The organism is Nocardia sp. NBC_01329 (assembly GCF_035956715.1).
Classification (GTDB): domain Bacteria; phylum Actinomycetota; class Actinomycetes; order Mycobacteriales; family Mycobacteriaceae; genus Nocardia.
On sequence record NZ_CP108381.1, the window covers coordinates 572382 to 595565 of the forward strand.

The following is a 23184-nucleotide window of genomic DNA, read 5'->3' on the forward strand; positions in this document are numbered from 1 at the left end:
GAACCGGATCCCGCGGCGGCCGGATCCGGCTTGCGGACCGGCGGCGATCGCGGATATCACGGCCACCCGTCCGGCGCCCGCGGCCGGAATTCCGGCGCTCAGGCCGCCCGGCGGACCCGGCGGACGGCACCCACGAGAACGTCGATCACGAGGAACGCCAGCAGACTCAGGCCGAATACCGGAGCGAACCAGCCGATCAGCGCCGCTGCGGCCGACACCGGTACCGCCAGGACCGCCGAACGGCGCAGAGCGCCCCGGCGCGGCGGCCTACCCAGCGCGAACGTACCGGTCGTCCGGGTGGGGCGGCGCTGCCACCACATGAGGTATCCGCGCACGATCACCGTGACCAGTCCGGCAGCCGCAGCCAGCAGCAGTAGCTGGTTGGGCAGACCGAACAGGAGACCCATATGGAGCTGGATGCCCCAGTTCGCCATCTTGGCCATGAACGGCCACTCGGCGTAGGGGAGCCGATCGGTGACGGTGCCGGTGGGTCCGTCCACAGCGGCCGAGTTCGCGGTCAGTGTCCCCGGCAGCCGCCGTTCCTTGACGGCGAACGCGGTACCGTCGGCCGCCGGGATCGTGATCTCGGCGGGCTCGGTGACACCTGCCTCGCGGGCGGCGGCGAGCACCCGGTCCAACTGCCGGACCCGGTCCGCCGGAACCGAATGCCCCGTCGGATGCCCGCTGTGATGGTCGGCGTGTCCGGTCCGGGCGGGCGCTGCCGCGCCGGGCAGTGCGGTCTCGACCGCGGGCGTGGTCCAGCTGAGGTTCTCCCGTAGCTTCTCGATATCGGCCCCCGCGTAGGTCGACCAGGTCAGACCCGTGGCCGAGAGCAGTAGCGCCATCGGCAGGATCCAGACTCCGACCACCGCGTGCCAGTTCAGCCGGCGTTCGCGCTCGTTCTCGGCCAGGTTCGGCACGAACAGCCACCCCGCCGAATCACGCTGCCGCCTGGCCCACACCCGCCGGATCCACAGCGCCAGTCCGGCGAGGGCGATCAGCCACAACCAGGACGCCGCCAGTTCGGAGTACAACCGGCCGGGCTCGCCGAGATGCAGGTGCCGGTGTAACTGGGACACCCACGCTCGGAGGGACAGTGCGCCGGAACTGCCGTATACCACCGATTCGCCCACGGGGTGTGCGGTGACCGGGTCGACGAAAACGGCGCGGCGCTCGGATTCGCCCAGCGCGGGATCGCTGAACAGCACCCGGGTGGTCTCGCCCGTCGCCGGTGCGGGGGCGACCGCGACCAGAGCGAGGTCCGGCCGGACCGCGGTCCCGGCGGTCACCTGCTCGGACAACGGCCGTTGCGGACCGCGCGAATCCACATACAGCAGATCCCGGTTCACGAATGATTCGATACTGGGTGCGACGGCGTAGAGCCCGCCGGTCACCGCCGCTATCAGGAGAAACGGTCCCACGAAGAGACCGGCGTAGAAGTGCAGCCGCAGCGCGAGCGCGCGGAACGCACCCCTGCCGCGTCGGGGTGTGCTGGTCGCCGGGGCAGCGCTGTCGGGCACCGCGGGGACCTCGGTGGTACTCATCCTTGTTACCTGCGTCCTGTACTGGTCCGGCACCGGGCCGGAGACGACCGGGGTGCGCGGGGACGCGGCGCGCACCGAGTCTCGGAGTCGCCGCGCGGAGGGAACCGGCGGGCCACGGGCGCGGGCGCGTGCGGACGAACCACAGCGAGACACAGCGCCCGGCCGCTACTGCCGGGTGGGAGATCAGACCAGGACGGCCCGTGGCGGTGCGCGGGTGCGGCCGATTTCGGCCGCGAGAATCCATGCGACGACCCGATCGCGGTGCAGGGCCCGGAGCGACGGGGGGTCCGGGACCACCGGCGGCCGGGGCGCGACCGGTACCAGCCGGGCGAGGGCGGTCGCGACCACGCGGTAGGCGAATTCGGCGCCGCGCACGACCGTCGCGGCGGCGCCGGCGACGAGGAGATGGGCCGTGAGCATGGCGGGGGTCAGTTGCAGATCACCGTGGTGGAGGTGCCCGGACCCCCAGCCGAGGCTGATATGGCCGAGCAGTTGCCCGGCCAGCAGTGCCGCGGTGAGCCCGGCGGTACCGGTACGCAACGGGCCCAGTCCGGTGACCAGAGCCCCGACCGCCGCCGCGGCGAGGGCCAGCAGCGTGAGGGCCGTGCCATCGGGCGGGCTCGTTCCGGCCGCCCATCCGTGGGCCGCGACCGAGGCGGCTCCCGAGATCAGGCCGGCCGCCGCACCGCGGACGCGAGCGGCGCCACGATGATCCACCGGGCTGGTGGAGCCGAACCTGATACGCACCCGGGGATGATATCCGACGGCCCGTCTCGACCGCGGCGAACCGATACCGGTCCGCTGTGTTCAGCTTTCGGCGTCCAGCTCCGTCAGCGGTTTCCGCAGCAGTTTCCCGGTGGCGTTGCGCGGTAGTTCGTCGAGGAAGACCACCTCGCGTGGGACTTTGTAGCGTGCCAGGTTGGCCTTGACGTAGTCCCTGATCTCCTGGGCGTCGCGCTTCGAATCCGGGCCCGGGACCACCACGGCACGCAGTCGTTTCCCGAATTCTCGATCGTCCACCCCGACCACCGCCGCTTCCAGCACATCCGGCCGTTCGGCGATGAGGTGCTCGACCTCCTGCGGGAAGACGTTCTCGCCGCCGGAGACGATCATGTCGTCGTCGCGGCCGTCGATGAACAGCAGGCCGTCGGAGCCCAGATGTCCGACATCGCCGCTGGACATCATGCCGTCCACGGTCTCCTTGGTGCGTCCGTCGGTGTAGGCCTTGAAGGCGTGCGGGTTGTCGATGAAGATGGTGCCGGTGACATTCGGTTCGGTGATCCGCTTGCGGTTCTCGTCATAGAGGGCTATCCGCACCCCGACCGGCGCCCGGCCCGCGGTGGTCGGCGATTTCCGCAGTTCCTGCGGTGTCGCTACCGTGATGACCGCGCATTCGGTGGATCCGTACAAGTTGTAGAGCACATCTCCGAAATGCTCGCCGGTCCGCACCACCACATCGGGCTGGATCGCCGAGCCCGCTGCGAAGATCACCCGGATCGAGGAGACATCGTGGCGGTCGAGTATTTCTTTCGGCTGGTCGAGGATGCGTTGCAGCATGGTGGGGACCACGACCAGCGAGTCCGCCCGGTAGCGGGCGATATTGGCCAGGGTGGCCTCGGGGTCGAACCGGCGCTGCTGGAAGATCACCCGGTTGCCCAGCGCGAGTCCGAGCGAGAACTGGGACAGTCCGGTGCCGTGGAAGATGGGCGCGGCCATCACCATGGTGCCGCCGGTCGGCAACGGCACCCGGTCGATGAACTGGGCGGTGATGAACGGGCTCACCTTGTCGCGCGGGGCACCCTTGGGCGTGCCGGTGGTGCCGCTGGTCAGGATGACCGTCCCACCCGGTTCGGCCGGGGCGGCCAGTGCTGCGGTGGACCGTCCCGCCGACAGGGATTCGACCGTGGGGACAGCGGGGTCGGCGTCATCGGATTCGTCGACCCAGGTGAGGATCCGCGGGATCTCGGCGGGTATGGCGCTCATCAGCTCGAAGAACTCGCTGTCGTGCAGCACCGCTTTGATCTTCTCCCGGTCGGCCACATCCGCGAACTGCGGTTTGGCGAACCCGGTGTTCATCAGCACCGCGCGCAGGCCGAGTTTGCCCGCGGTCAGCATGCTCAGGACCATGCCCCGGTGATCGCGGGCCAGGACGGCCACCACGTCACCAGGCCGCAAGCCGCGTTCGATGAGACCGCGGGCGAAGGCGTTCGACCGATCGTCGAGTTCGCGGAAGGTGAGCTCGCCCTTTTCGTCGACGATGGCGGGGGATTCGGGCCGGGTCTGTGCGGCATGCATGACCACCCCGGCGAACGGACCGTACTTGGACGCGTTGCTCATCGACCGGACGGCATGGTCGAGCCGCAGCGGATCGAAGAGACCGCGTTTGCGCATCACGTTCACGGCCAGGGCGATATCGCCGGCTTTGCGAACGGGGCCGGGCAGCGACAATGGCATCGGTGACAACCTTCCGCGGCGTACCGCCGGTGCCGGCGGCCTACCTCCTCGAGCTCCTGTGCAAGCCAACCCTAGCAACCGCGCGCGGGACGTCCATCCCATTGTCTCGGACAGTAGGGAAACCGGGATAATACTGTGAACATTCCCGGTTTCCCTGTCGAGAACTGTTGTCAGACCTCGTATTCCACCAGCACCCGGCGCAGCAGTTTGCCGGTCGGGTTACGCGGCAGATCGTCGAGGAAGACCACCTCGCGCGGCACCTTGTACCGGGCGAGGTTCTCCTTGACGTAGGTTTTGATCTCGGCTTCCTCCGGGGTGCGGCCGGGCTCGGGGACCACGAAGGCGCGCAGTCGTTTGCCGAACTCCGCATCGTCCACGCCGACTACCGCGGCGTCGAAGATGTCGTCGCGTTCCAGCAGCAGGTTCTCGACCTCCTGCGGGAAGACGTTCTCACCGCCGGACACGATCATGTCGTCGTCGCGACCGTCCACCATGAGCAGGCCGTCCTCGGTGAAATGGCCGACGTCGCCGCTGGACATGTAACCGTCGATGATCTGCTTGTGCCGGCCGTCGGTGTAGCCCTCGAAGGGGGCACCGCTGCGGACGAAGATCCGAGCGGTGACGTCTTTCGCGGTCACCGCCTTGTCGTTGTCGTCGTAGAGACGGACATCGCAGGTGAGCGGCGGGCGGCCGACGGTTCCGGGCGCTTTCGCGAGATCGGCCGGCTGGGCCACCGTGGCGATGGCGACCTCGGTGGAGCCGTAGAGGTTGTAGAGGACCGGGCCGAACACCTCGGTCGCCTTGACACACAGTTCCGGTGACAACGCGGATCCCGCCAGGACGATCCCCTTCAGTGCGGACGTGTCGTACTTCGCGCGGACCTCTGCGGGCAGTTCCACCATCCGGTGCAGCATGGTCGGCACGGCGACCAGTAGTTCGGCCTTGTGGTCGGAAAGCATCTTCAAGGTGGCCTCGGCGTCGAACCGGCGCCGCATGACGATCTTGTTGGTGAGCCCGATGCTCACCAGGTAGGTGCCCAGACCGGTGCTGTGGAAGATCGGTGAGACGATGGCGACGGTGCTGCGCTTCGGGAAGGGCATCCGGTCCAGGAACTGCGCGGTGGCCAGCGGGCTGGCCTTCTCGCGCGGGGCGCCCTTCGGCAGGCCGGTGGTGCCGCTGGTGAGGATGATGAAACCGCCCGGTTTCGCCGGGGCGGGCAGGGGCTCGGTGCCGTTCTCGGCGATGAGATCGTCGAGTGTCCTCGCGCCCGCCGGCAGTTCGGAACCTTCGTCGACCCAGGTGAGGAATCGGGGCATATCCGCAGGCAGGGCGTCGAGCAGGCCCGAGAATTCGCTGTCGTGCAGAACCGCCTTGACCTTTTCCCGTTCGCATACCTCGGCGAACTGCGGCTTCGCGAAGCCGGTGTTCATCAGCGCGATCTTGACGCCGAGTTTGCCGGCGGCGGCCATGGAGAGGATGAGGCCGCGATGATCGCGGGCGAGGATACCGATCACGGTGCCCTCGGTGATTCCCGCGTTGCGCAGCCCGTGGGCGATCTTGGTGGACTGTTCGTCCAGTTCCCGATAGGTCAGCTCGCCGCGCTCGTCGGCCAGACCGGGCGCGTCCGGCGCGATCCGCGCGGAATGCATGATCAGGGTGGCCTGCGGGATGTAGGTTTTGGAATCCTTCAGCGTCCGCAGCGTTTCCCCCGGATTCTTCAGATCGATGAATCCCGTGGACTGCAGCAGCCCGTATGCCTTGACGACTTCCAGCGTGTGCGCCAGGTTCACCTTCGAACACCTCCACAGATCCTCGCGTCGGTACTCGACCTAGCGATTCCGAACGGCATATCGGTGGTCACCGTAGCAGTGAAAGTGTAATCGCTCACAAGATACGCTCCGGACAAAAGAGACATACCCGGCGGGTCGTGGAGCTGGTCGGCCCGGGGTGTGTCGAATATTCGACACACCCCGGTGTCCGGCCTGCGGCTATCTGTCAGTTGTAGACCGCGCCCATCGACGGGAGAGTGATATCCCCGCGCACGTACTGGAATCCGTCCGGATGCTCCGTGCTCACCGGTACCGGCCACCGATGCCACAGGTTGCCGTACACGGCGGCGACGATCATGCCCGGGCCCGGGTCGATGGCCCGGGTGCGGATGGTGGTGTCGGCGATGATGTCCATATGCTCGGTCAGCTGCTCGATACCGCTGCGGCCGTTGTCGAGATTCAGCCACGCCACATCCAGCCGCGCACCGGTCTGGTTGGGGGCGATCGTTCCCGGTCCGCCGAAGAATCCGAACCGGAAGCCGTCGATGTTCAGCGACAGGCCGGATCCGTACATGCCGGGTCCGCCGCCGCGGCCCACGTTGGATTCGGCGGGGATCTGGAACGGTTGCGCGGGCAGGGCGGCATCACGGGAGGCCTCGGCAATTCTCGCGTCGCCGAGCAGTCGGGATATCGCCCGCTCGGCGGCCGGGTCGCCGGCGGTGGCGGTGTGCAGCGCCTGGGTGGCCGCCTCCCAGTCGACCTGGGCGGGTTCGGCGGTCGCGTGCCCGGTGAACAGCACGGTCGCCGCAGCGGTTACGACGGCCGAGGTGAGGAGTCGACGGGCAAAGGCCGATATGCGCATAACCAGTCTCCTTGCAGATGCGAGGTCCGGGGTACTGCTCAGTGACTCGGTACAGGTGCAGCTGATGGAGCGGGTGGAACTCGTCCCGGCGCGGCGGGGTGTCGAGTGGAACGCGGATCCGGCGCCGCCCATCCGGACGGTCCGATCGCACACACACTGTCACTCGGCCCCGGTGGTGTCCAGAACCGCCGCGCAGCCGGTCGGTCGCGGTTTCGTATCCGGCACCGGGTGTGCCCCTGACCTGAGCGCGACAGCGTCGGTATCAGGATTTGCGTTCGGCCGTTGGTGCGTTCCGGGAGACCAGCATCGCCCAACCCACTGCCAGCAGCGCCGCGGCGCCGGATGCGCCAAGCAGCAGGGGCAAGAAGGTGAGACGGAAGAAAAGGAAATCTCTGTCGACCATCGCATGGCCTGGGTTCTCGGGGTCGTAGCGGACCGGAACCCGATCGCCGATATCGGTGTACAGCGTGGAAGCGGCCGCGTCGCCGTCGAACCGGACTGTTTTCCCGGCGGCGGTGGTGAACTCGAGGACAAGGGAGGAGCCGGCGGGGCGGCTGCCCTTGGTGTTGTCGGTGAGTTCGTGGCCGAATTCGACTGCGGTACCTGTCACGAGTCCCCGCGATCAGCGAGATGACGAGGTTGTGGGAGTGAATGCGAGCGGCGAGCGAATCCTGCACGTGTCCTTCCTACCGGGTCGTGGACGAGGCGGTAGGAATCGGGGAACTTCCCTCCGGTGACGCGGTCCGAGAACCGGCGCAGGCGAAAAGGCTCTTCGGCCGACAGCCGAAACCGGTGTGATCCCCCCAGCGGACCACACCGGTTTCGCGTGTGCGCCCGGCTTACTTCAGTTCGGCGCTGGTCTTGCCCAGGACCCGGCGGGCCACGATCAGCTGCTGGATCTGCTGGGTGCCTTCGAAGATGTCGAGGATCTTTCAGCCGGTTAGGGCCGAGCTGGCGTAATCCCCGATATTTCACTCCTGAGCTGCGAGAATGCATCTCAGGAGTTCTCGTGTGTTCTGGTGCTTTTCCGGCGTCCGACGGCCTGGATACGGCCTGGCGTCGAGCCGGGTGACTTCCCTTCCCCTGCTTCCTCATACTGGCCATCCTGAGCTGAGGGAGGTCGTGTCAAGGGCGCTCTTTCCCTTGACTCGGCCGAGTGAGGTCAGACAATCGGGCCATGAGGAGGCAGGGATTACGCAACCAGCCCAGTCCCCACGTACGGATGTCGCCATCCAGATTCTTTCGGCAATCCATCCGCGCAGGTCAGATCGGTGTCGAACTTCCTGCGACCGGACCACAGCCAGGCCCCACGAGCGATTGCCGGCCGATTCGTTCTCGGGCTGCGGGAGAGCAAGCCGGGTACGGCTCTCGTGGTTCCCACACTTCTCGGTTATCGAAATCAACCATCTCGGATCGGAAGCGGGTGGCGTCAGCGTGCCGCCGACGCGCCCGGTGGGGCCGCCAGCGCAGCCAGGCCACGCCGGGTTGCGTGGCGGCGGCGCGCAGGCGCCGCCGCTCTTGAACCTATATGGCGAAATTCGGCAACAACCCGCGCGGTGGTGACGTCCGTCGAAAAACCAACCGGGGTGAGTCTCAGTTGCAGACTGTTGACCGAATGAGGCTCGCTGCTGCGTCCGGGGGAGTGAGGGTGGTGTTGATTGTGAGTGCTGGAGATGTAAGCGGCGGGGTTTCATCCCATGCAGCAAGGCGTTCGGCAAAGTCGCCGGTTGCCCGTGCCGCAATCCGAGAGATGGCCGAATCTCGGTCCATATGGAGCTCGACGACTGTCCAACTAACGGTAGGCGTGGCAGCAACTACCGCACCGATCACCTCTGGCTGACCCGCGTGTACGACTGGTGTGCATCCGGCTTCCAGGAGCTGAAGCAGGCCGGAGCGATCGATCGCGTAGCGCGCTCGATAGCGAGTGTTCGTCCAGATGAGATCGCCGGAGTCACGTAGTTGGTTGAATCGCTCGGGGCTGATCATTCGATAGCCAGCAGTTCGCCCAGGGCCGTCTTTGAGGCGCTCGAACAGCTGGAATTGAGGGTCTAGTCGCGAGAGTGCGTCCGTTACGGTGTCCTTGCCGCTGGCTGGAGGGCCGTAGAGCAGCACACCGATATTCATTGGGCTGCAGACTCGCGGCGGAAACTCTCAATCAGTAGCTGAGCCTGCTTCCGCAGTGGAGGGCTGTCGGGGTCATTGTCGATGACGACGTGCGCCACCTCTGGCCGAAAATCGAGGTCCACCCTGGCGCTGTAGTCCTCCCAGTGTGTCAACTTCCACGCGTCTCGCGCGGCACCTCGACGACGGAGGTACATCAGCATGGTTGCGAGTGAGCACCGTACCCAGACAAACGTCACGTCTGCGCCCTCGGTCTCGGCGCGAGCGATCATGTTCTCAAGCCAGGATTGGTCGGCGAATTCGCGAAGGTACGGCGCAGCGGCTATCGCCGAGTTTCCGACCTCAAGGTTGTCCTGGATGACGGCCGCCAGTGCCTCGTATTCGCGAGGCCGTATCCGATTCAGGTAGATGTCCGACTCTCGATCGTCGATCGTCGATCCAAGGTCCTCAAGGGCGGGTTCTATGATCGGCCGGGCGATGGTGTCCTTATCGAGAATTGCCCAACTCGTCTCTCGCGCAAGGGTTCTCGCAAACTCGCTTTTGCCGCTTCCTGCGTAACCGCCGACGCATACAACCCGGGGTCGGACAGGCCGAACCGGTGGGGCGATTGCCAGGCTTACAGATGTCGGCGTGGTCACAATTCGGCCTGACCGATCGTGGCTTGCGATGTATCCATCGGCCGCAAGCTGTTCCATCGCCTTGGTGATCGTGAGCTGACTGGCTTTCCATTCGTCGGCGAGCGCCCGGGTGCTTGGAAGGCGTTGGCCATCTCGCAAGCGGCCCGATTCGATGTCATTCCGGATGGCCTGCGCGACCCGCAAGTGCGCAGGTAACGAGCGCTGGCTTTTCGGTTCCGGCACGGCCATCTCCTTCGGGTAGCAGTTGCGCCCTAGAGGGTAGCAGTTGGTTCTGACGCCACTACCTGGGGATTCTCAGTGAATGTAACGGTTTGGTCTCGGTGATAGGAAAGCAATTGCTTCTTAACGAAAGCAGTTGCTACTCTTGAATCACCGGAAATCACCGGACTTTCCCAGACTGAGGAGATTTCAACATGGCTATGAAGAATCTGTGGTTCACCCCGGCGTTCACCGACGCGTTCCCGATGGGCCTGTTCCTGCTGGGTGAGGTCGAGCCGATGTTGGAGTTCAACGCCGACCGCAATGCCCCGAAGCGTCAGCGTCAGGATCTGGACGCGGAGGGCAACGGTTCCGGTAAGCGGCTGTGGAAGGCCACCGTCACCGATCCGGCGGCACCGAACGCGAAGCAGGCGAGTTTCGATCTGGTGTTCGTCGCCGATGTCATGCCGGTTCCCTCGACTCCGGAGCTTGCGCCCGGTATGCGGCCGATCGTGTTGGAGGGGTTGCAGGTAAAGCCGAAGATGGCTGGTCAGGGCGAGTTCAAGTCGATCGGCTGGAACATCCGGGCGACCGGTTTCGCGGGGGACAACTCGGGTGCGAAGCAGGCTCCGGCTGATCAGGGTGCGGCTCGTCCGGCCGGAAAGGCCGCGTGATGGCTCGCCTGGGTTTGCATGTCGCGACCGATGAGCCGATCACGGTGAAGTACCTCCGGGCTATACCTCTCGGTCTCGGGGATGTCGATTACCCGGCGCACATGGTGCTTCGGTTCTCGGAGGGTTCTGGTACTGCCTGGTTGTCCCCGGATGAGGCTCGCGACCTGGTATCTCAGTTGTCGGCCGCGCTGGTTGAACACGATGCGGCGGAAACCTCACCGGCTGGTCCTGCTCAGGCCGGGGTGTCGTGATGCGGGCGGCGGATCGGTCGGCGGGGATGATGCGTCTTGCGCGCTGGTCCGCCGCACTCATCATCCTCGGTGTGGGGGCGGCAGCGTTCCGGCTGTCGTTCTCCACCCTCAAAGATCTCGCGAAACTGGCCGGGATGCCGGTGGCGGATGCGTGGTTGTTCCCGCTGATCGTGGACGGCACGATCCTGTTGGCCACGTTCGGTGTCCTGGTGTGTGCCAACCACAAGGCGGAGCGGCGGTTCTTCCTCGGGGTGCTGGTTGTCGGTTCCCTGGTCTCGATCGCCGGGAACTCCGTGCACGCTGTTGTCGCCAGTGACTCACCCCTTGGTTGGGCTGCGGCCCTCGTGGCGGCGGTGGCTCCGATATCGCTGCTGGTCGACACGCACGGCCTCGCGTTGTTGTTCCGCGTCGCGACGGATCCACCCACCCAGATCCGATCCGAGCCCGAACCGGTAGACGATCCCGAACCCGCTTCGGTTCCTGTGCCGGCCGAATCTGCTCCCGAATCTGTTCCCGAAGCGGTAACCGATCCGGTTTCCGATCCCGAACCGGCCGTGTCGCCTGTGCCTGTCCTGGTCCCGGTTCCCGATCCGGTCCCGGCCCCGGCTTCTCCGGCTCCGTTCGTGCCGACTCGTCCTGTTCGTTCCTCGCGTCCGGTGCAAACGATGCTGCCGCTCGCTGTCCCTGTTGGGGGTGCCTGATGTTCTCGAAGTCCACTGTCCTGGCCGTCGCGGTCCTCGTGCCGCTGCTGGTCACCGGCCCCGCCGCCGATGCGGTCGCGGCTCCTGCTCCGGTTCCGTGCTCGATGTTCTGCGAGGACAAGCCGCCCTCGGCCAAGGACTGCACCATGTTCTGCACCGAGACCCCCGTTCCGCCCGCCGATGCTCGGGGTTGCCGCCTGTTGTGCGACCTGGGCAAACCGCAGGGTCAGGGGGTGGTGTGATGCTTTCGCCTGATCTGTTCATCTTCGGTGGCTCGGCGGCCGTGACCGCCTACACCATGTGGCGCTGGCGTCGCCTCGACGGTGTCACCGACCCTGCCTCGTCCGACGAAACCGCCGGTGTTCCGGTGGAACTGGGCCCGGCGGCCTCGATCGTCACCAATTCCGCACAGCTGGCCCTGATGTGGCCTGCCCTGGGCCTCGGCTCCTGGGAGACCGGATACCCGAACATCACGGCGGCGACGTTGACCGATGCCGGGATGCTGGTGGAAGTCCAGATGCTGGGCGGACAGTCGTTGCAGCATTGGGCAGCCGACGCCACCCGCGAAGCCCTGGCCGCCTACTTCGCCGTTCCCGAAGTCCGGGTGACCAGTCCGTCTCCGGGGTTTGTGCACCTGGAACTGCGCACCGTCGACACCCTTGCCGACTCGTCCCCGGTCACTGGCTTGCTGGCCTATGGGGTGGATCTGGAAGCTGTGCCGATCGGGGTGACCGAGGACCACGACCTGTGGCGGCTGAGGGTCATGTACTCCCACATCCTCATCGCCGGTGCTACGGAGTCGGGCAAAGGCAGCGTGTTGTGGTCGATCGTGAACGGTCTCGGTCCCGCGATCAAGGCCGGACTGGTGGACATCCTGTTGGGTGACCCGAAGGGCGGCATGGAGTTCGGTGCCGGTGAAGACCGGTTGTGGACCGATTTCCAGTGGACCGCCGACGGCATCATCGGCATGCTCAAAACCGCTGAGGCCGAGATGCAAGAGCGTGCGGCCCGGTTCAAAGCCGCTGGTATCCGCAAATTCACACCCAGTGCCGAGGAACCGTTGAAGGTCGTCGTCATCGACGAGTACGCGGCGTTGTCGGCGTTCGCGACCCGCGAGCAGGTGGCTGAGGGGTTGCGGCTGCTCGGCTTGATCCTCACCCAGGGGCGTGCGGTCGGCTACAGCGTGATCGTCGCGGTGCAGGACCCGTCGAAGGAGAACATGCCCAACCGGCAACTGTTCTCGACCCGGATCGGTCTGCGCTTCGCCGAACCAGCCCAAACGACCATGGTCCACGGCCAAGGTGCCAAGGATCGCGGTGCGCGCTGCCACGAGATCCCCACCACCACACCCGGTGTCGCCTACGTCGGGCAAGACGGCTCCAAGGATTTCCAGCGGGTCCGTGCCTTCTGGGTCTCCGACGACGACATCACCCGCATCGTCGACACCTATTCCCCGGCACAGCCCGACCTGTCCCCACAGGGCGACTACAGCGGGTTCGACCCCGACGATTTCGGCGACGAACTCGACCCGATCGCGGCATGAATCCGCGACCCACCTCATACCGCGAACGGAGAAAACCCATGACCCGCAACACGATCCCCGCCCCCACTATGGCTGCCGATGTGATCGACCTGGCCGCTCGCCGCCGCTGCGCTCTCGAACGCGCCGGACACGACCCCATCTCCGTCGCTGTGGGCATGCTCGCCGACACCGGAGAAATCCCGGGCTGGGACTTCACCACCTACCACGACAACGGCGACGACGGTTCGGGGTGGGCGGCATGAGCGAGCCAGTCCGTAGCTACTGGAAACCAGGTCAGGGCATGGACTTCGGCCGGGTCACCGTCTCAGCTGATCGTGGCCGCCTCCGTGATACCGGAGAGGTCTTCGCCAGCCTCCAACACGGTCCCAACGGTCAGGACCTGGTGCAGGTGACCGTGCACAAAGAGTCACAGTTCACCGCAATCCTCCAACTGACCATGACCGTTGACGACGCCATCGCTGTGCTCGGTGCAGTACAGGGTGTCCTCCACGATGCCTTCGACCAGGCCGGGCAGTCTCCCCGCCGCGCTGCACCGGTACGGATCGACGGATCGGGGCAAGCGGCATGACCGGCACACCGGCCACCGACGAGCCGAACGAACGTCTCCACTTCGTCGTGCACGCCACCGACCACACCCCCCGCAAACAGCCCCGCCGGGTTCGGAAGAACCTGCACGAACCCTGCCCCGACCAACTCGATTTGTTCGATCCGGAGAACCTGTCATGAACTTCACGACCACGCTCACCACCGGTTCGACCACGGCCACCGTCACCACCGGCCCCCGGAACCGCCGTGACCCGTTCGACCTACTCGGCCTCGCCGTCCTCAACACCGGCTGGTACCTGATCATCGGCGCCGGGGTCGCTGTCCACTGGGCGATCCTCTTCCCGCCGATCTCCCTCCCACTCGCCCTCGCGATCACCGCCGGTGTGCTGGTCGGCTTGCCCTCCGGGATCGCAATCGGGGTCGCGTTCACGGCCGTGCTGCTGCTGTGGCGCAAAACCCGCCCGGACATGTTCGACCGGTGGATCACCGACCGTGCCCGGACCCGGTTCCTCACTTGGTGGCGGTATCGCCGCAACTGGGCCCGGCTGATGAAAGCCTGCCGCCTCGCCATGACCTACGAAACCGGCACCGCCACACCGAAACTCCTGGCCGTCGGTATCGGTGACGGCACCGACCGAGTGCAGCTGCGGATGCTGGAAGGCCAGTCGCCGGCCGACTACGAGATGCGTACCGAGACCATCGCCCACGCGTTCAACGCCGAGCAATGCCACGCCTCGATCATCGGCCCCGCCACCGTCGAACTCCGCTTCCGCCACGGTGACGCCCTCGCTGACACAGTGCTCGCACCTCGGGTGGATCAGTGGACCAAGCTGGAAGGACACCCCGCCTGATGGACACCACCACGGCCTCGACCGAAAGCGGGGTCGTCCCGGTCCGGCAGACAGCCGCCCAGCGTCGTAGCCTGCCGGACTTCCGGGATGTCGCCCACGAACTCGCCCAGCAGGAACACATCTGTGTCCGCCCGATACCGATGCTGGCCTACGACCCCAAAACCGTCACCGAGCAGTACGTCGCGGCTCCGTGTAAGTCCACGATTGCCTCGGTGTGCCCGGCCTGCGCCGACAAAGCCCGGTTCCTGCGGATCACCCAATGCCGCGAGGGCTGGCATCTCGACCACGAACCCGACACCGACAAGACCGACCCCACCGAACACCAAACCGCGCTGCTGGCCGCCCGTTCGGACCTGTTCGACACCTACCAGCAAGCCAAAGCAGACGGCGACGCCGACATGATGTCCGGTATCCGGGAAGTCGTCGCCGATCTCGATGCGGAGATGAAAGAGTCCGGGTTCCGGGGACGTCTGCCCGCTCTCGACACCGAGCCCAAAGCCCGGCGTACTCGGTCCACGCGCCGCCGCCAGGATGTCCCGAACCTGCCACGGTTGAAGGTCGAGAAAACCACGGTTGGCCGCACCTACGCCGACGGGCATCAACCCTCGATGTTCATCACCCTCACGATGCCCTCTTACGGCGCCATCAACCGAGACGGCGCGGTCAACGACAAAGGCGAAACAGTCGGCGACGGTTCACCGGTCAACCCGAACAACTACGACTACCAGCGTGCCGCCCACGATGTCGTCCACTTCTCGGCGTTGGTCGACCGATGGATCCAGAACCTCCGCCGCGCGGTCGGCTGGAACATCCAGTACTACGGCACCGTCGAACCCCAGAAACGCGGCGCACCCCACCTGCACATCCTGATCCGAGGCACCGTGCCCCGCGACATCATCCGCCAGGTCACCGCCGCGACCTACCGCAACATCTGGTGGCCCCCGCACGACCGCGACAGCGAGACCTACCCCGGCGACATCGTCCCGACCTGGAACCCGACCCGGATGACCTTCGTACACCCCGACACCGGTTCCCCGCTGCTGGACTTCGACGACGTGCAAAACCTCCTCGACGACGTCGACGACCTCGAACCCGCGCACGTAGTCCGGTTCGGGGAACAGATGGACCGCGCAGACATCCGTGGCCATGTCCCGGGCCGCAAAGCCGATCGCGCGATCGGGTATGTGACGAAATACCTCACAAAGTCCATCGCCGAAGTCCTCGACACAGACTCCGACCGCACTCGCCGGCACTACAACCGGCTCCACGCCGAACTCCAGCACACCCCCTGCTCGAAACGCTGCCCGATCTGGCTGCGCTACGGCGTCGTCCCCAAAGGGGCATCCGAGAAAACGATCCCCGGCCGCTGCAAAGGCAAAGCACACCGCCGCGACACCCTCGGCCTGCCCGGACGCCGAGTCCTGGTCTCCCGGCAGTGGTCGAACAAGACCCTCCCGGATCACAAGGCCGACCGCGCCGAATTTGTTCGGCAACTCCTCGCCTCGGTGGGGATCGTCAAACCCGACACCTCACATTTGAAGCTCTCGATCGTCCGGCCCGGCGACCGCTCGGCACCGCCCCGGGATCACCTGATCATGTCGGCGATTGCCCAGCGCAAAACCTGGCGTGCCGAGTACACCCGCGCACTGCTCGCGGCCGGTCCACCAGCACTCCAAGAATATTCGGCAATCGCGGAAGCAGCATGAGAGGGCGATCATGATGAACCTGCCAGAAGATCGGCTGTGGACGGTGGAGGAAGCGGCCTACTTCCTGAATGTCCCGGTTAAGACGTTGTATCAGTGGAAGTGGCTGGGGCAGGGGCCTCCGGTCCGAAAGATGGGCCGTCACCTGCGATACAACCCGGTGACGGTTCGGGCATGGGCTGAGCCGGAAGCGCAGGCGGCCTGATGGGGCACGTCGAGGATCGTTGGCAGCGGCCGAAACGGGATGAGGACGACAACATCATCCTGAACAGCCGAGGCAAGCCGGTGATGGAGAAGACGGAGCTCTACGGTCGTGGGATGCGCTACAGGGTGCGCTACATCCCCCCTGGGGGTTTCGAGCGGTCGAAGTCATTTCCGGATCGGCAACGGAAGCGCGCGGACGACTTCCTGATCGAGGTCGAATCGGATAAGCGCGAGGGCAAGTACATCGACCCGCGTTCATCCAAGAAGACGTTCCGGCAACAAGCCGAGAGCTGGGTTCGTGCTCAGTCGGCCGACCCCGCAACCCGGGAAGCGTTGCGTAGTCGGCTCGAATCGCGGATCTATCCAGTGTTCGGTGATCTCCCGGTTGGCCGTATCGCGGCATCGACCATTCGCGACTGGGTGAGCGCTCTCGAAGAACGGAAGTACGCCGACAATTACAAGGCGGTGCTGTTCGACGTCGTGGCTGGTGTGCTGGAGACGGCCGTGGATGATCGGCTGATTCGGGAGAACCCGTGCCGCGCAAAAACGGTTCGCCGGCCGGTTCGTCGTAGCCCGAAGGTCGAGATCTGGCCCGATGAACGCGTCGCCCTGGTTCGTCGTGGTGTGACCGTGGTCGGTGACCGGTATTCGGTGGTGGTGCCGATTGGGATCGGGCTGGGCCTCCGGCAAGGTGAGGTGCTCGGACTTTCTCCGGACGATATCGATCGCGAGGCGATGACCGTGCATGTGCGGCGTCAGGTGAAGTACGTCAAGGGCACGCTGATGTTCGCTCTACCGAAGCGGGAAAAGACCAGGTACGCCCCGCTGTCGCGGACACTGCTCGATGTGATCGATAGCCACCTGAAGCGGTTCCCGGCTCAGCCGGTCACTCTGCCTTGGGGCTCGGCAACTGGCGAGTTGGCGACTGCTCGCCTGCTGATCGTCAAAGCCGATGGTAGGGCGTTGAGCGGTGACCTGTTCAACAAGATCGTCTGGAAACCGGCATTCGGCAAAGCGGATTTGGCCTACCGGAATCGGACCGACGGTATGCACGCTATGCGACACCTGTACGCGTCCAAGTTGCTCGGGCGTGGGGTGAGTGTCAAGGAGCTGGCTGACTACCTGGGACACGAGGATCCGGGATTCACGCTCCGGGTCTATACCCACCTGCTCCCGTCCAGTCACGAGCGGGCGCGCCAGGCCGTCGATGATGCCGCCGGCCTATGGGAGCTCCCCGCGGCTGACGGCCTACAGGCGGCCTGAGAGCTGATACAGGTGGTGAGTGCTCCCGCTGCAAACACGAAACCGGTCCGAGTCATTGTGGCGACTCGGACCGGTTTTGCGTGTCTGACCTGCCTATTTCAGTTCGGCGCTGGTCTTGCCCAGGACCCGGCGGGCCACGATCAGCTGCTGGATCTGCTGGGTGCCTTCGAAGATGTCGAGGATCTTGGCGTCGCGACCCCACTTCTCCAGCAGCAGTCGCTGCGAGTACCCGACCGCGCCGGCGAGTTCGACGGACTTCAGCGTCACATCGGTACCGGTGCGGCCCGCCTTCGCCTTGGACATCGACGCCTCGAGTGAATTGGGCTTCTTGTTGTCGGCCATCCAGGCTGCCCGCAGCGCCAGCAGATAGGCCGATTCGTAGTCGGCCTCCATTCGCAGGAATTCCGCCGCCGCGGCGTGCTGATTGTTGGCCGGGGTGTCATAGGAGATCCCGATGCCCGCGTCGGTGAGGATTGCCCGCAGTTCCTCGAGCGCGGCGCGGGTGACCCCGATGGCCATGGCCGCGACCATGGGCCGGGTGTTGTCGAAGGTCTGCATGACCCCGGCGAAGCCCTTCTCCACGTTCACTTCCGGGCTGCCGAGAATATTGTCTTTCGGGATCCGGCAGTCCTGCAGCAGCAGCACCGCGGTGTCGGAAGCCTTGATACCGAGTTTGTGCTCGAGCCGGGCCACCGACAGGCCGGGGGCATCGCGCGGGACCACGAACGATTTGATGGCAGCGCGGCCGAGGCTGCGGTCCACCGAGGCCCAGACCACGATATGGGTGGAGCGCTGACCGGCGGTGACGAAGATCTTCTCGCCGTTGAGCACCCATTCGTCACCGTCGAGGACGGCCGTGGTGGTGACCGCGGCCGAATCGGAGCCGAAGCTGGGTTCGGTGATCGCCATCGAGGCCCACACCTTGCCGAAACGTTTCAGCTGCTCATCGGTGGCTACCGCGGCGATGGCGGCATTGCCCAGGCCCTGATATGGGATGGACAGCATCAGCCCGACATCGCCCCAGGAGGTTTCCAGGGCGTTGAGCAGCGCGGACATATTGCCGCCGTTGGCGTTGAGGAGCACAGCGGTGCTGGGCGCCTCATCGTCGGAGCGGCCCCCGCTGGCGCCGCTGATCTTCTGCGTACCGGAATCGCTGAGGCCGTCGACCATGGCGGCCATGGTGTCGAGCTCTACCGGGTACTCGTGCTCGCCGAGATCGTATTTGCGCGAGATAGGACGGAAGATCTGCGAGGCCACCTGGTGCGCCTGATTGGCACTGGCCCGCAGCTTCTTGGGAAGTTCGAGATTGATCATGAGAATCTCCTGGCGATGAACCGGCAAGTTGTTCGGAGGTGGGTGGTCCACCCAGAGTGTTCGGGTCTCGGCCGGATGTTCAGCTCGTCCGACTGACGGTCACTGTTTTTGTTCGGGGCGGGCCCCGAACCCGCGACGCCGAAGGCGGCGCCGATTACACGAGCACCACACCTTCGGCGACCGCGATACCCCTCAGATCGCGGTACCAGCGTTCGACCGGGTGTTCCTTGGTGAAGCCGTGGCCGCCGAGCAGCTGGACCCCGTCCAGGCCGAAGCGCATCCCTTTGTCCGCTGCCAGCTTCTTGGCGAGTGCGGCTTCGCGGGCGAAGGTCAGGCCTTGTTCGGCGCGGGCGGCACCACGTTGCGTCACCAGGCGCAGGCCGTCGAGCTCGATGGCGATATCGGCGACCATGAACGCGACCGCCTGGCGGTTGCTGATCGGTTCGCCGAACGCTTCGCGCTCGTTGACGTAGGGGATCACGTAGTCGAGGACGGCCTGGCCGGCGCCGGTGGCCAGGGCTGCCCAGCCGAGGCGGGCGAGCTGGACGGCGTCGCGGTAGTCGGCGGCGTGCTGTTTCGCGTCGCCCTCACCGAGGATCGCGTCGGCGGCGACGGCGACATTGTCGAGCACCAGCCGGCCGAGTCCGGCTGCGCGCAGGCCCATGCTGGGATCGGCTTCCACCGACAGGCCTTTGGCGTCGGATTCGACCACGAACAGTGCCGGGCGGCCGTCGAGTTCGGCGCCCACGACGAAGATCTCGGCGTAGGCGGCGGCGGGGACCAGGCTCTTCTCCCCGGTCAGCCGGTAGCCGCTGGGGGAGCGGACGGCCTTGGTCTGCAGGCTGAACGGATCGAAGAGGGCGCGCGGTTCGCTGATGACCACGGAAGCCTGCGGGACGTTCTCGCCGGTGAAGGCAGGCAGATAGGTCTGCTGCTGGGCATCGGTACCCCACTGGGACAGGGCGACCGCGACGCCGCTGGGCGCGAGCAGGGGCAGGGCCAGACCCATATCGCCGTGTGCGAGGGCCTCGGCGACCAGCGTGTTGGTGACGGCACCGCGTTCGGTGGCTGCGCCCTCGAGCTCCTCGGGCACGTTGATCAGGGTGATACCCAGTTCCGCGGCCCGGCCGAGTAGATCCTTCGGCGCGGCGGCGGCTTCGTCGGCGTCGTGCGCGGCCGGACGCAGGATCTCGCCGGCGAACTCGCGCACTGTTTCGACGATCATCTGCTGTTCGTCGGTGGGGGTGAGGTCGAAGTAGTCCTTGGTCTTGGACTCGTTGTCGGGTAGTCGCTTGGGTGTCCCGCCGCCGGCGACCTTGTTGAAGGCGCGGGTGGCCGCACCGAGGGTCCGGAAACCGGTTTTGGTGCTCTGGTAGGCGGCCCGGTCGATCGGTTTGCGCAGGTTGTACTTTTCTGCCAGCTCCGACCCGGTGATGGACGACATGACCCGCATAGCGGCGCCCATCCAGTCCCGTTTGGGTTGGTGCAGGCCCACCCCGTTCTCCTGGCGGACGCCGTTGTGCGACCGCCGCTCGGTAGCGCTGTCTCGAATGCTCATCATCACCTGTTTCTCGCGCGGGGGTGAGGGTCGGACCCCGGGTATCTTACTGCGGAGTAAGGCTATCTTACTGCTGAGTAAGAACGGCGTCGAGTGGTCCACGGTTCCTGGTGAGTGGACATCCCGGCCGAAGTCGCAGGTGCGGAAACCGCGACCGCCCGCCCCGTGCGGCGGGGCGGGCGGACCTCGGTCGGTGAGTTACCGCGAATGGGAGCCGAGGGCCGGGTTTCCGGCGTCGGTGACCGGTTACTCGCGGACGTACCAGCGCAGGGTCGCGTAGGCGGTGAGCCCGGCGAACAGTACGCCGACCGGCATGACCATCAGGGCGGTGGTGAGGATATCGTCGAAGGTGATCTGGGGAAACACATTGCTGGCGAACAGGTCGCCCAGCGCGCGGTCGATCACCAACGGCCGAGCCACGAAAAGACCCGCGGTGGCCAGCAGGCCACCGGCCAGGGCGGCGGCCACCGCCTCCAGCAGGAACGGCAACTGGGTATACCAGCGGGTCGCGCCCACCAGGCGCATGATGCTCACCTCCGTGCGCCGGGTGAACGCCGCGATCTGCACCATATTCGCGATCAGCAGCAGTGCGGCCATCGCTTGGAGCAGGGCCATCCCGAAGGCCGCGTTGCGCAATCCGTCGAACAGGCTGACCAGCCGGTCCACGATGTCCTTGTCGTTGCGGACCATACCGACCCCGGGCCGATCGTAGAACTGCTCATAGATCGACGGATACAGCGAGGCGTCGGTCATCTTGACCCGCAGCGAGGCCGGAAGCGGGGTTTCGCTCACGTATTCGGCCAGTTCCGGCTGGTCCTTGAAGGTCTTCTCCTTCGCCTCGCGGACTGCCGCGTCCCGGTTCAGGTATTGCACGTTCTGCACACCGTCCACGGCCTGGAGGTCGGCCATCAGTGGCCGGCAGGGATCGTGCACGCAATCGGGATCGGTCGCGGAGACGTCCTCGGTGAGGTACAGCCGAACCTCGAGCCGGTCCAGGAAGTACTGCTCGGTCTTGTCCGCGATACGCACCGCCAGTAGACCGCCGCCGAGCATGGTCAGCGAGACCGCGGTGGTCAGGATCATCGCGACGGTCATGGTGACATTGCGGCGCAGGCCCTCGGAGACCTCGCCGAACAGAAATCCCGCCCGCATTACCGGCCCACCTCGTAACCGCCCATTGCCTGGTCACGGACCAGATGACCTTCGTAGAGCTCCACTACACGCCGGCGCATACCGTCCACGATCAGCGGATCGTGGGTGGCCATGAGCACGGTGGTGCCCATCCGGTTGATGTGTTCCAGCAGCAGCATGATCTCGTAACTCGTCTCGGGGTCGAGGTTGCCGGTGGGCTCGTCGGCCAGCAGGACCAGCGGCCGGTTGACGAAGGCCCGGGCGATCGCGACCCGCTGCTGTTCCCCGCCGGACAGTTCGGTCGGCAACCGATCGCCCTTGCTGCCCAGCCCGACCAGTTCGAGTACTTCGGGCACGGTCCGGTCGATGAACTGCCTGCGCTTTCCGATCACCTCCAGGGCGAACGCCACGTTCTGGGCGACGGTTCGCTGCTGCAGCAGCCGGAAATCCTGGAAAACACACCCGATTCGCTGCCGCAATCGCGGCACCCGCCGCCCCGGCAGCCGGTCGACCCGGAAATCGGCGACCGTGATCTCGCCGTCGGTCGGTGTCTCCTCTTTGAGCAGCAACCGCATGAAGGTCGATTTGCCCGAACCCGACGGACCGATGAGGAAGACGAACTCACCCTTGTCGATATGGACGGTGATGTTTTCCAGCGCCGGTCGCGTAGCGGTCGGATACGACTTGCTGACGTTGCGCAGGGTGATCACGAGGAGACAGTGTAACCATTCGATAACGAAGCGGCCCGGGGACCGTGGCGCGATTGCTAGCGGGCCGGAACTACCGGGACAGGGACCTGGTGCACGGCGGGAACAGTGGGTGCGGGCTCCGGTCTCGGCGCAGCGATCTGGTCCGGTTTCACGAACAGGTACAGCACGAAGGTCGCCACCCAGCCGCACGCCAGGATCAGCGTCGATCTACGGGCGCGCATTGAGACCCTCCCGGCGCATGGCCGCGGCCACTCGCACCCGTAGTTCGCGACTCACTTCGAACTGTTTCCCCGGCAACGTCCGGGCGACCATCCGGATATTCATCTGATCCACGGTCAGGTCCTCCACACCCATCACCGTCGGCTCGTCGAGCAGCAGCGGTTCGAGCCGGGGGTCCTGGTAGGCCTGGCCGCCCACCTCGTGCAGCACTTCGTTGATCCGGAGGATATCGGCACTCGCCGCGACCGGCACATCGATCGCCGCGCGGGCCCAATCCTTCGACAGGTTGGTGACCTTCACGATCTGGCCGTTCGGGACGGTGATCACCTCACCGTCGGGGTTGCGCAATTTGGTGACCCGCAGCGTCACATCCTCGACCGTGCCCTCGGCCGGATCCTGGATACCGGTCACCGCGATCCGCACCACATCGCCGAACCCGTACTGCCGTTCGGTGATGAGGAAGAACCCGGCCAGGATGTCCTGCACGATGCGCTGCGCGCCGAAACCGAGCGCGGCACCGAGTACCGCGGCGGGCGCGACCAGGCCCGACATCGAGAAACCCAACCGCCCCAGCACCTCCATCGCGACCAGAACGTAGGCGACGGTCAGCACCACCCAGGTGAGCACCTGTGCCAGTGCGTGCCGGTGCTTGGCTTCCTCGGAGCGGACCAGCGCGTCACCGCCGCGGAACCCGGAATCGATCTTCTGGGTCACCCGGTCGCGCGCATAGGTGGCGAAACGGGCGAACAACATCGCCCCGAGTACCAGCAGCACGATCTCCAGACCGGACGACCGCAGCCACGACGTCACATCCGAAGACAACCCCGGCGCCGCCAGCGACAGCGCCAAGGCCTCGGCCCCCTCCGAATGCATCAGACCACCTGCTCTCGCATGCACCGAACGGCTTGCGACACCCCGGAATCGGGAGTC

At 65.9% G+C, this 23184-nt stretch carries 24 protein-coding genes; 11 read left to right on the forward strand and 13 right to left on the reverse strand.

Annotation, left to right across the window (positions count from 1 at the left end; all coding sequences use genetic code 11):
- Window positions 1-98: 98 nt before the first annotated feature.
- The 7 genes from OG405_RS02570 to OG405_RS02600 all read right to left on the reverse strand — a co-directional run bounded on the left by OG405_RS02570 (window position 99) and on the right by OG405_RS02600 (window position 9610).
- Complete coding sequence (locus tag OG405_RS02570) at window positions 99-1544, reverse strand: PepSY-associated TM helix domain-containing protein (RefSeq protein WP_327150026.1); 1446 nt, start codon at window positions 1542-1544, stop codon at window positions 99-101.
- Window positions 1545-1727: 183 nt separating this feature from the next.
- On the reverse strand, window positions 1728-2291 hold the full coding sequence (locus tag OG405_RS02575) for a hypothetical protein (protein ID WP_327150027.1): 564 nt from the start codon (window positions 2289-2291) through the stop codon (window positions 1728-1730).
- A 60-nt stretch (window positions 2292-2351) separates the two neighbouring features.
- A complete protein-coding gene (locus OG405_RS02580; RefSeq protein WP_327150028.1) occupies window positions 2352-3998 on the reverse strand; it encodes an acyl-CoA synthetase in 1647 nt (548 codons plus the stop codon).
- Between the two features lie 170 nt (window positions 3999-4168).
- Window positions 4169-5788: an acyl-CoA synthetase gene (locus OG405_RS02585; protein WP_327150029.1), complete on the reverse strand. Its 1620-nt coding sequence runs from the start codon at window positions 5786-5788 to the stop codon at window positions 4169-4171.
- Between the two features lie 205 nt (window positions 5789-5993).
- Entirely contained in the window at window positions 5994-6629 is a 636-nt protein-coding gene (locus OG405_RS02590; RefSeq protein WP_327150030.1) for a hypothetical protein, read from the reverse strand.
- Between the two features lie 262 nt (window positions 6630-6891).
- Entirely contained in the window at window positions 6892-7239 is a 348-nt protein-coding gene (locus OG405_RS02595; RefSeq protein WP_327150031.1) for a DUF3592 domain-containing protein, read from the reverse strand.
- A 1510-nt stretch (window positions 7240-8749) separates the two neighbouring features.
- A complete protein-coding gene (locus OG405_RS02600; RefSeq protein WP_327150032.1) occupies window positions 8750-9610 on the reverse strand; it encodes an AAA family ATPase in 861 nt (286 codons plus the stop codon).
- Between the two features lie 191 nt (window positions 9611-9801).
- Between OG405_RS02600 and OG405_RS02605 the strand changes: the two genes are divergently transcribed.
- From OG405_RS02605 to OG405_RS02655, 11 genes are all read left to right on the forward strand, one after another.
- Window positions 9802-10260, forward strand: a complete 459-nt coding sequence (locus OG405_RS02605; RefSeq protein WP_327150033.1) for a hypothetical protein — start codon at window positions 9802-9804, stop codon at window positions 10258-10260.
- Window positions 10261-10510: 250 nt separating this feature from the next.
- Window positions 10511-11212, forward strand: coding sequence for a DUF2637 domain-containing protein (locus OG405_RS02610; RefSeq protein WP_327150034.1), 702 nt, complete (start codon window positions 10511-10513; stop codon window positions 11210-11212).
- The gene (locus OG405_RS02615; RefSeq protein ID WP_327150035.1) at window positions 11212-11454 is read left to right on the forward strand and encodes a hypothetical protein; all 243 of its coding nucleotides are present in this window, start codon (window positions 11212-11214) and stop codon (window positions 11452-11454) included. The genes OG405_RS02610 and OG405_RS02615 overlap by 1 nt, the downstream gene beginning before the upstream one ends.
- Window positions 11454-12755: an FtsK/SpoIIIE domain-containing protein gene (locus OG405_RS02620; protein ID WP_327150036.1), complete on the forward strand. Its 1302-nt coding sequence runs from the start codon at window positions 11454-11456 to the stop codon at window positions 12753-12755. The genes OG405_RS02615 and OG405_RS02620 overlap by 1 nt, the downstream gene beginning before the upstream one ends.
- Before the next feature lie 38 nt (window positions 12756-12793).
- On the forward strand, window positions 12794-12997 hold the full coding sequence (locus tag OG405_RS02625; protein ID WP_327150037.1) for a hypothetical protein: 204 nt from the start codon (window positions 12794-12796) through the stop codon (window positions 12995-12997).
- Window positions 12994-13323 carry a hypothetical protein gene (locus OG405_RS02630; protein WP_327150038.1) on the forward strand — a complete coding sequence of 110 codons (330 nt, stop codon included), beginning with the start codon at window positions 12994-12996 and terminating at the stop codon, window positions 13321-13323. Before OG405_RS02625 ends, OG405_RS02630 begins: the two co-directional genes overlap by 4 nt.
- Window positions 13320-13481, forward strand: a complete 162-nt coding sequence (locus OG405_RS02635; RefSeq protein WP_327150039.1) for a hypothetical protein — start codon at window positions 13320-13322, stop codon at window positions 13479-13481. Before OG405_RS02630 ends, OG405_RS02635 begins: the two co-directional genes overlap by 4 nt.
- Window positions 13478-14152 (forward strand): hypothetical protein, encoded by a 675-nt coding sequence (locus tag OG405_RS02640; RefSeq protein ID WP_327150040.1) that lies wholly within the window; start codon window positions 13478-13480, stop codon window positions 14150-14152. The genes OG405_RS02635 and OG405_RS02640 overlap by 4 nt, the downstream gene beginning before the upstream one ends.
- Window positions 14152-15858, forward strand: coding sequence for a replication initiator (locus OG405_RS02645; RefSeq protein ID WP_327150041.1), 1707 nt, complete (start codon window positions 14152-14154; stop codon window positions 15856-15858). Before OG405_RS02640 ends, OG405_RS02645 begins: the two co-directional genes overlap by 1 nt.
- Window positions 15859-15868: 10 nt before the next feature.
- Window positions 15869-16060: a helix-turn-helix transcriptional regulator gene (locus tag OG405_RS02650; RefSeq protein WP_327150042.1), complete on the forward strand. Its 192-nt coding sequence runs from the start codon at window positions 15869-15871 to the stop codon at window positions 16058-16060.
- Entirely contained in the window at window positions 16060-17322 is a 1263-nt protein-coding gene (locus tag OG405_RS02655) for a tyrosine-type recombinase/integrase (RefSeq protein WP_327150043.1), read from the forward strand. The genes OG405_RS02650 and OG405_RS02655 overlap by 1 nt, the downstream gene beginning before the upstream one ends.
- Window positions 17323-17415: 93 nt before the next feature.
- Here the strand turns inward: OG405_RS02655 and OG405_RS02660 are convergent, their stop codons facing one another.
- The 6 genes from OG405_RS02660 to OG405_RS02685 all read right to left on the reverse strand — a co-directional run bounded on the left by OG405_RS02660 (window position 17416) and on the right by OG405_RS02685 (window position 23127).
- Entirely contained in the window at window positions 17416-18636 is a 1221-nt protein-coding gene (locus OG405_RS02660; RefSeq protein WP_327150044.1) for an acyl-CoA dehydrogenase family protein, read from the reverse strand.
- Between the two features lie 154 nt (window positions 18637-18790).
- A complete protein-coding gene (locus OG405_RS02665) occupies window positions 18791-20200 on the reverse strand; it encodes an acyl-CoA dehydrogenase family protein (protein ID WP_442790653.1) in 1410 nt (469 codons plus the stop codon).
- A gap of 240 nt (window positions 20201-20440) precedes the next feature.
- The gene (ftsX, locus tag OG405_RS02670; RefSeq protein ID WP_327150046.1) at window positions 20441-21346 is read right to left on the reverse strand and encodes a permease-like cell division protein FtsX; all 906 of its coding nucleotides are present in this window, start codon (window positions 21344-21346) and stop codon (window positions 20441-20443) included.
- Entirely contained in the window at window positions 21346-22035 is a 690-nt protein-coding gene (gene ftsE, locus OG405_RS02675; protein ID WP_327150047.1) for a cell division ATP-binding protein FtsE, read from the reverse strand. Before ftsE ends, ftsX begins: the two co-directional genes overlap by 1 nt.
- A gap of 56 nt (window positions 22036-22091) precedes the next feature.
- Complete coding sequence (locus OG405_RS02680; protein WP_327150048.1) at window positions 22092-22256, reverse strand: hypothetical protein; 165 nt, start codon at window positions 22254-22256, stop codon at window positions 22092-22094.
- The gene (locus tag OG405_RS02685) at window positions 22243-23127 is read right to left on the reverse strand and encodes a mechanosensitive ion channel family protein (protein ID WP_327150049.1); all 885 of its coding nucleotides are present in this window, start codon (window positions 23125-23127) and stop codon (window positions 22243-22245) included. Before OG405_RS02685 ends, OG405_RS02680 begins: the two co-directional genes overlap by 14 nt.
- Between the last annotated feature and the right edge of the window lie 57 nt (window positions 23128-23184).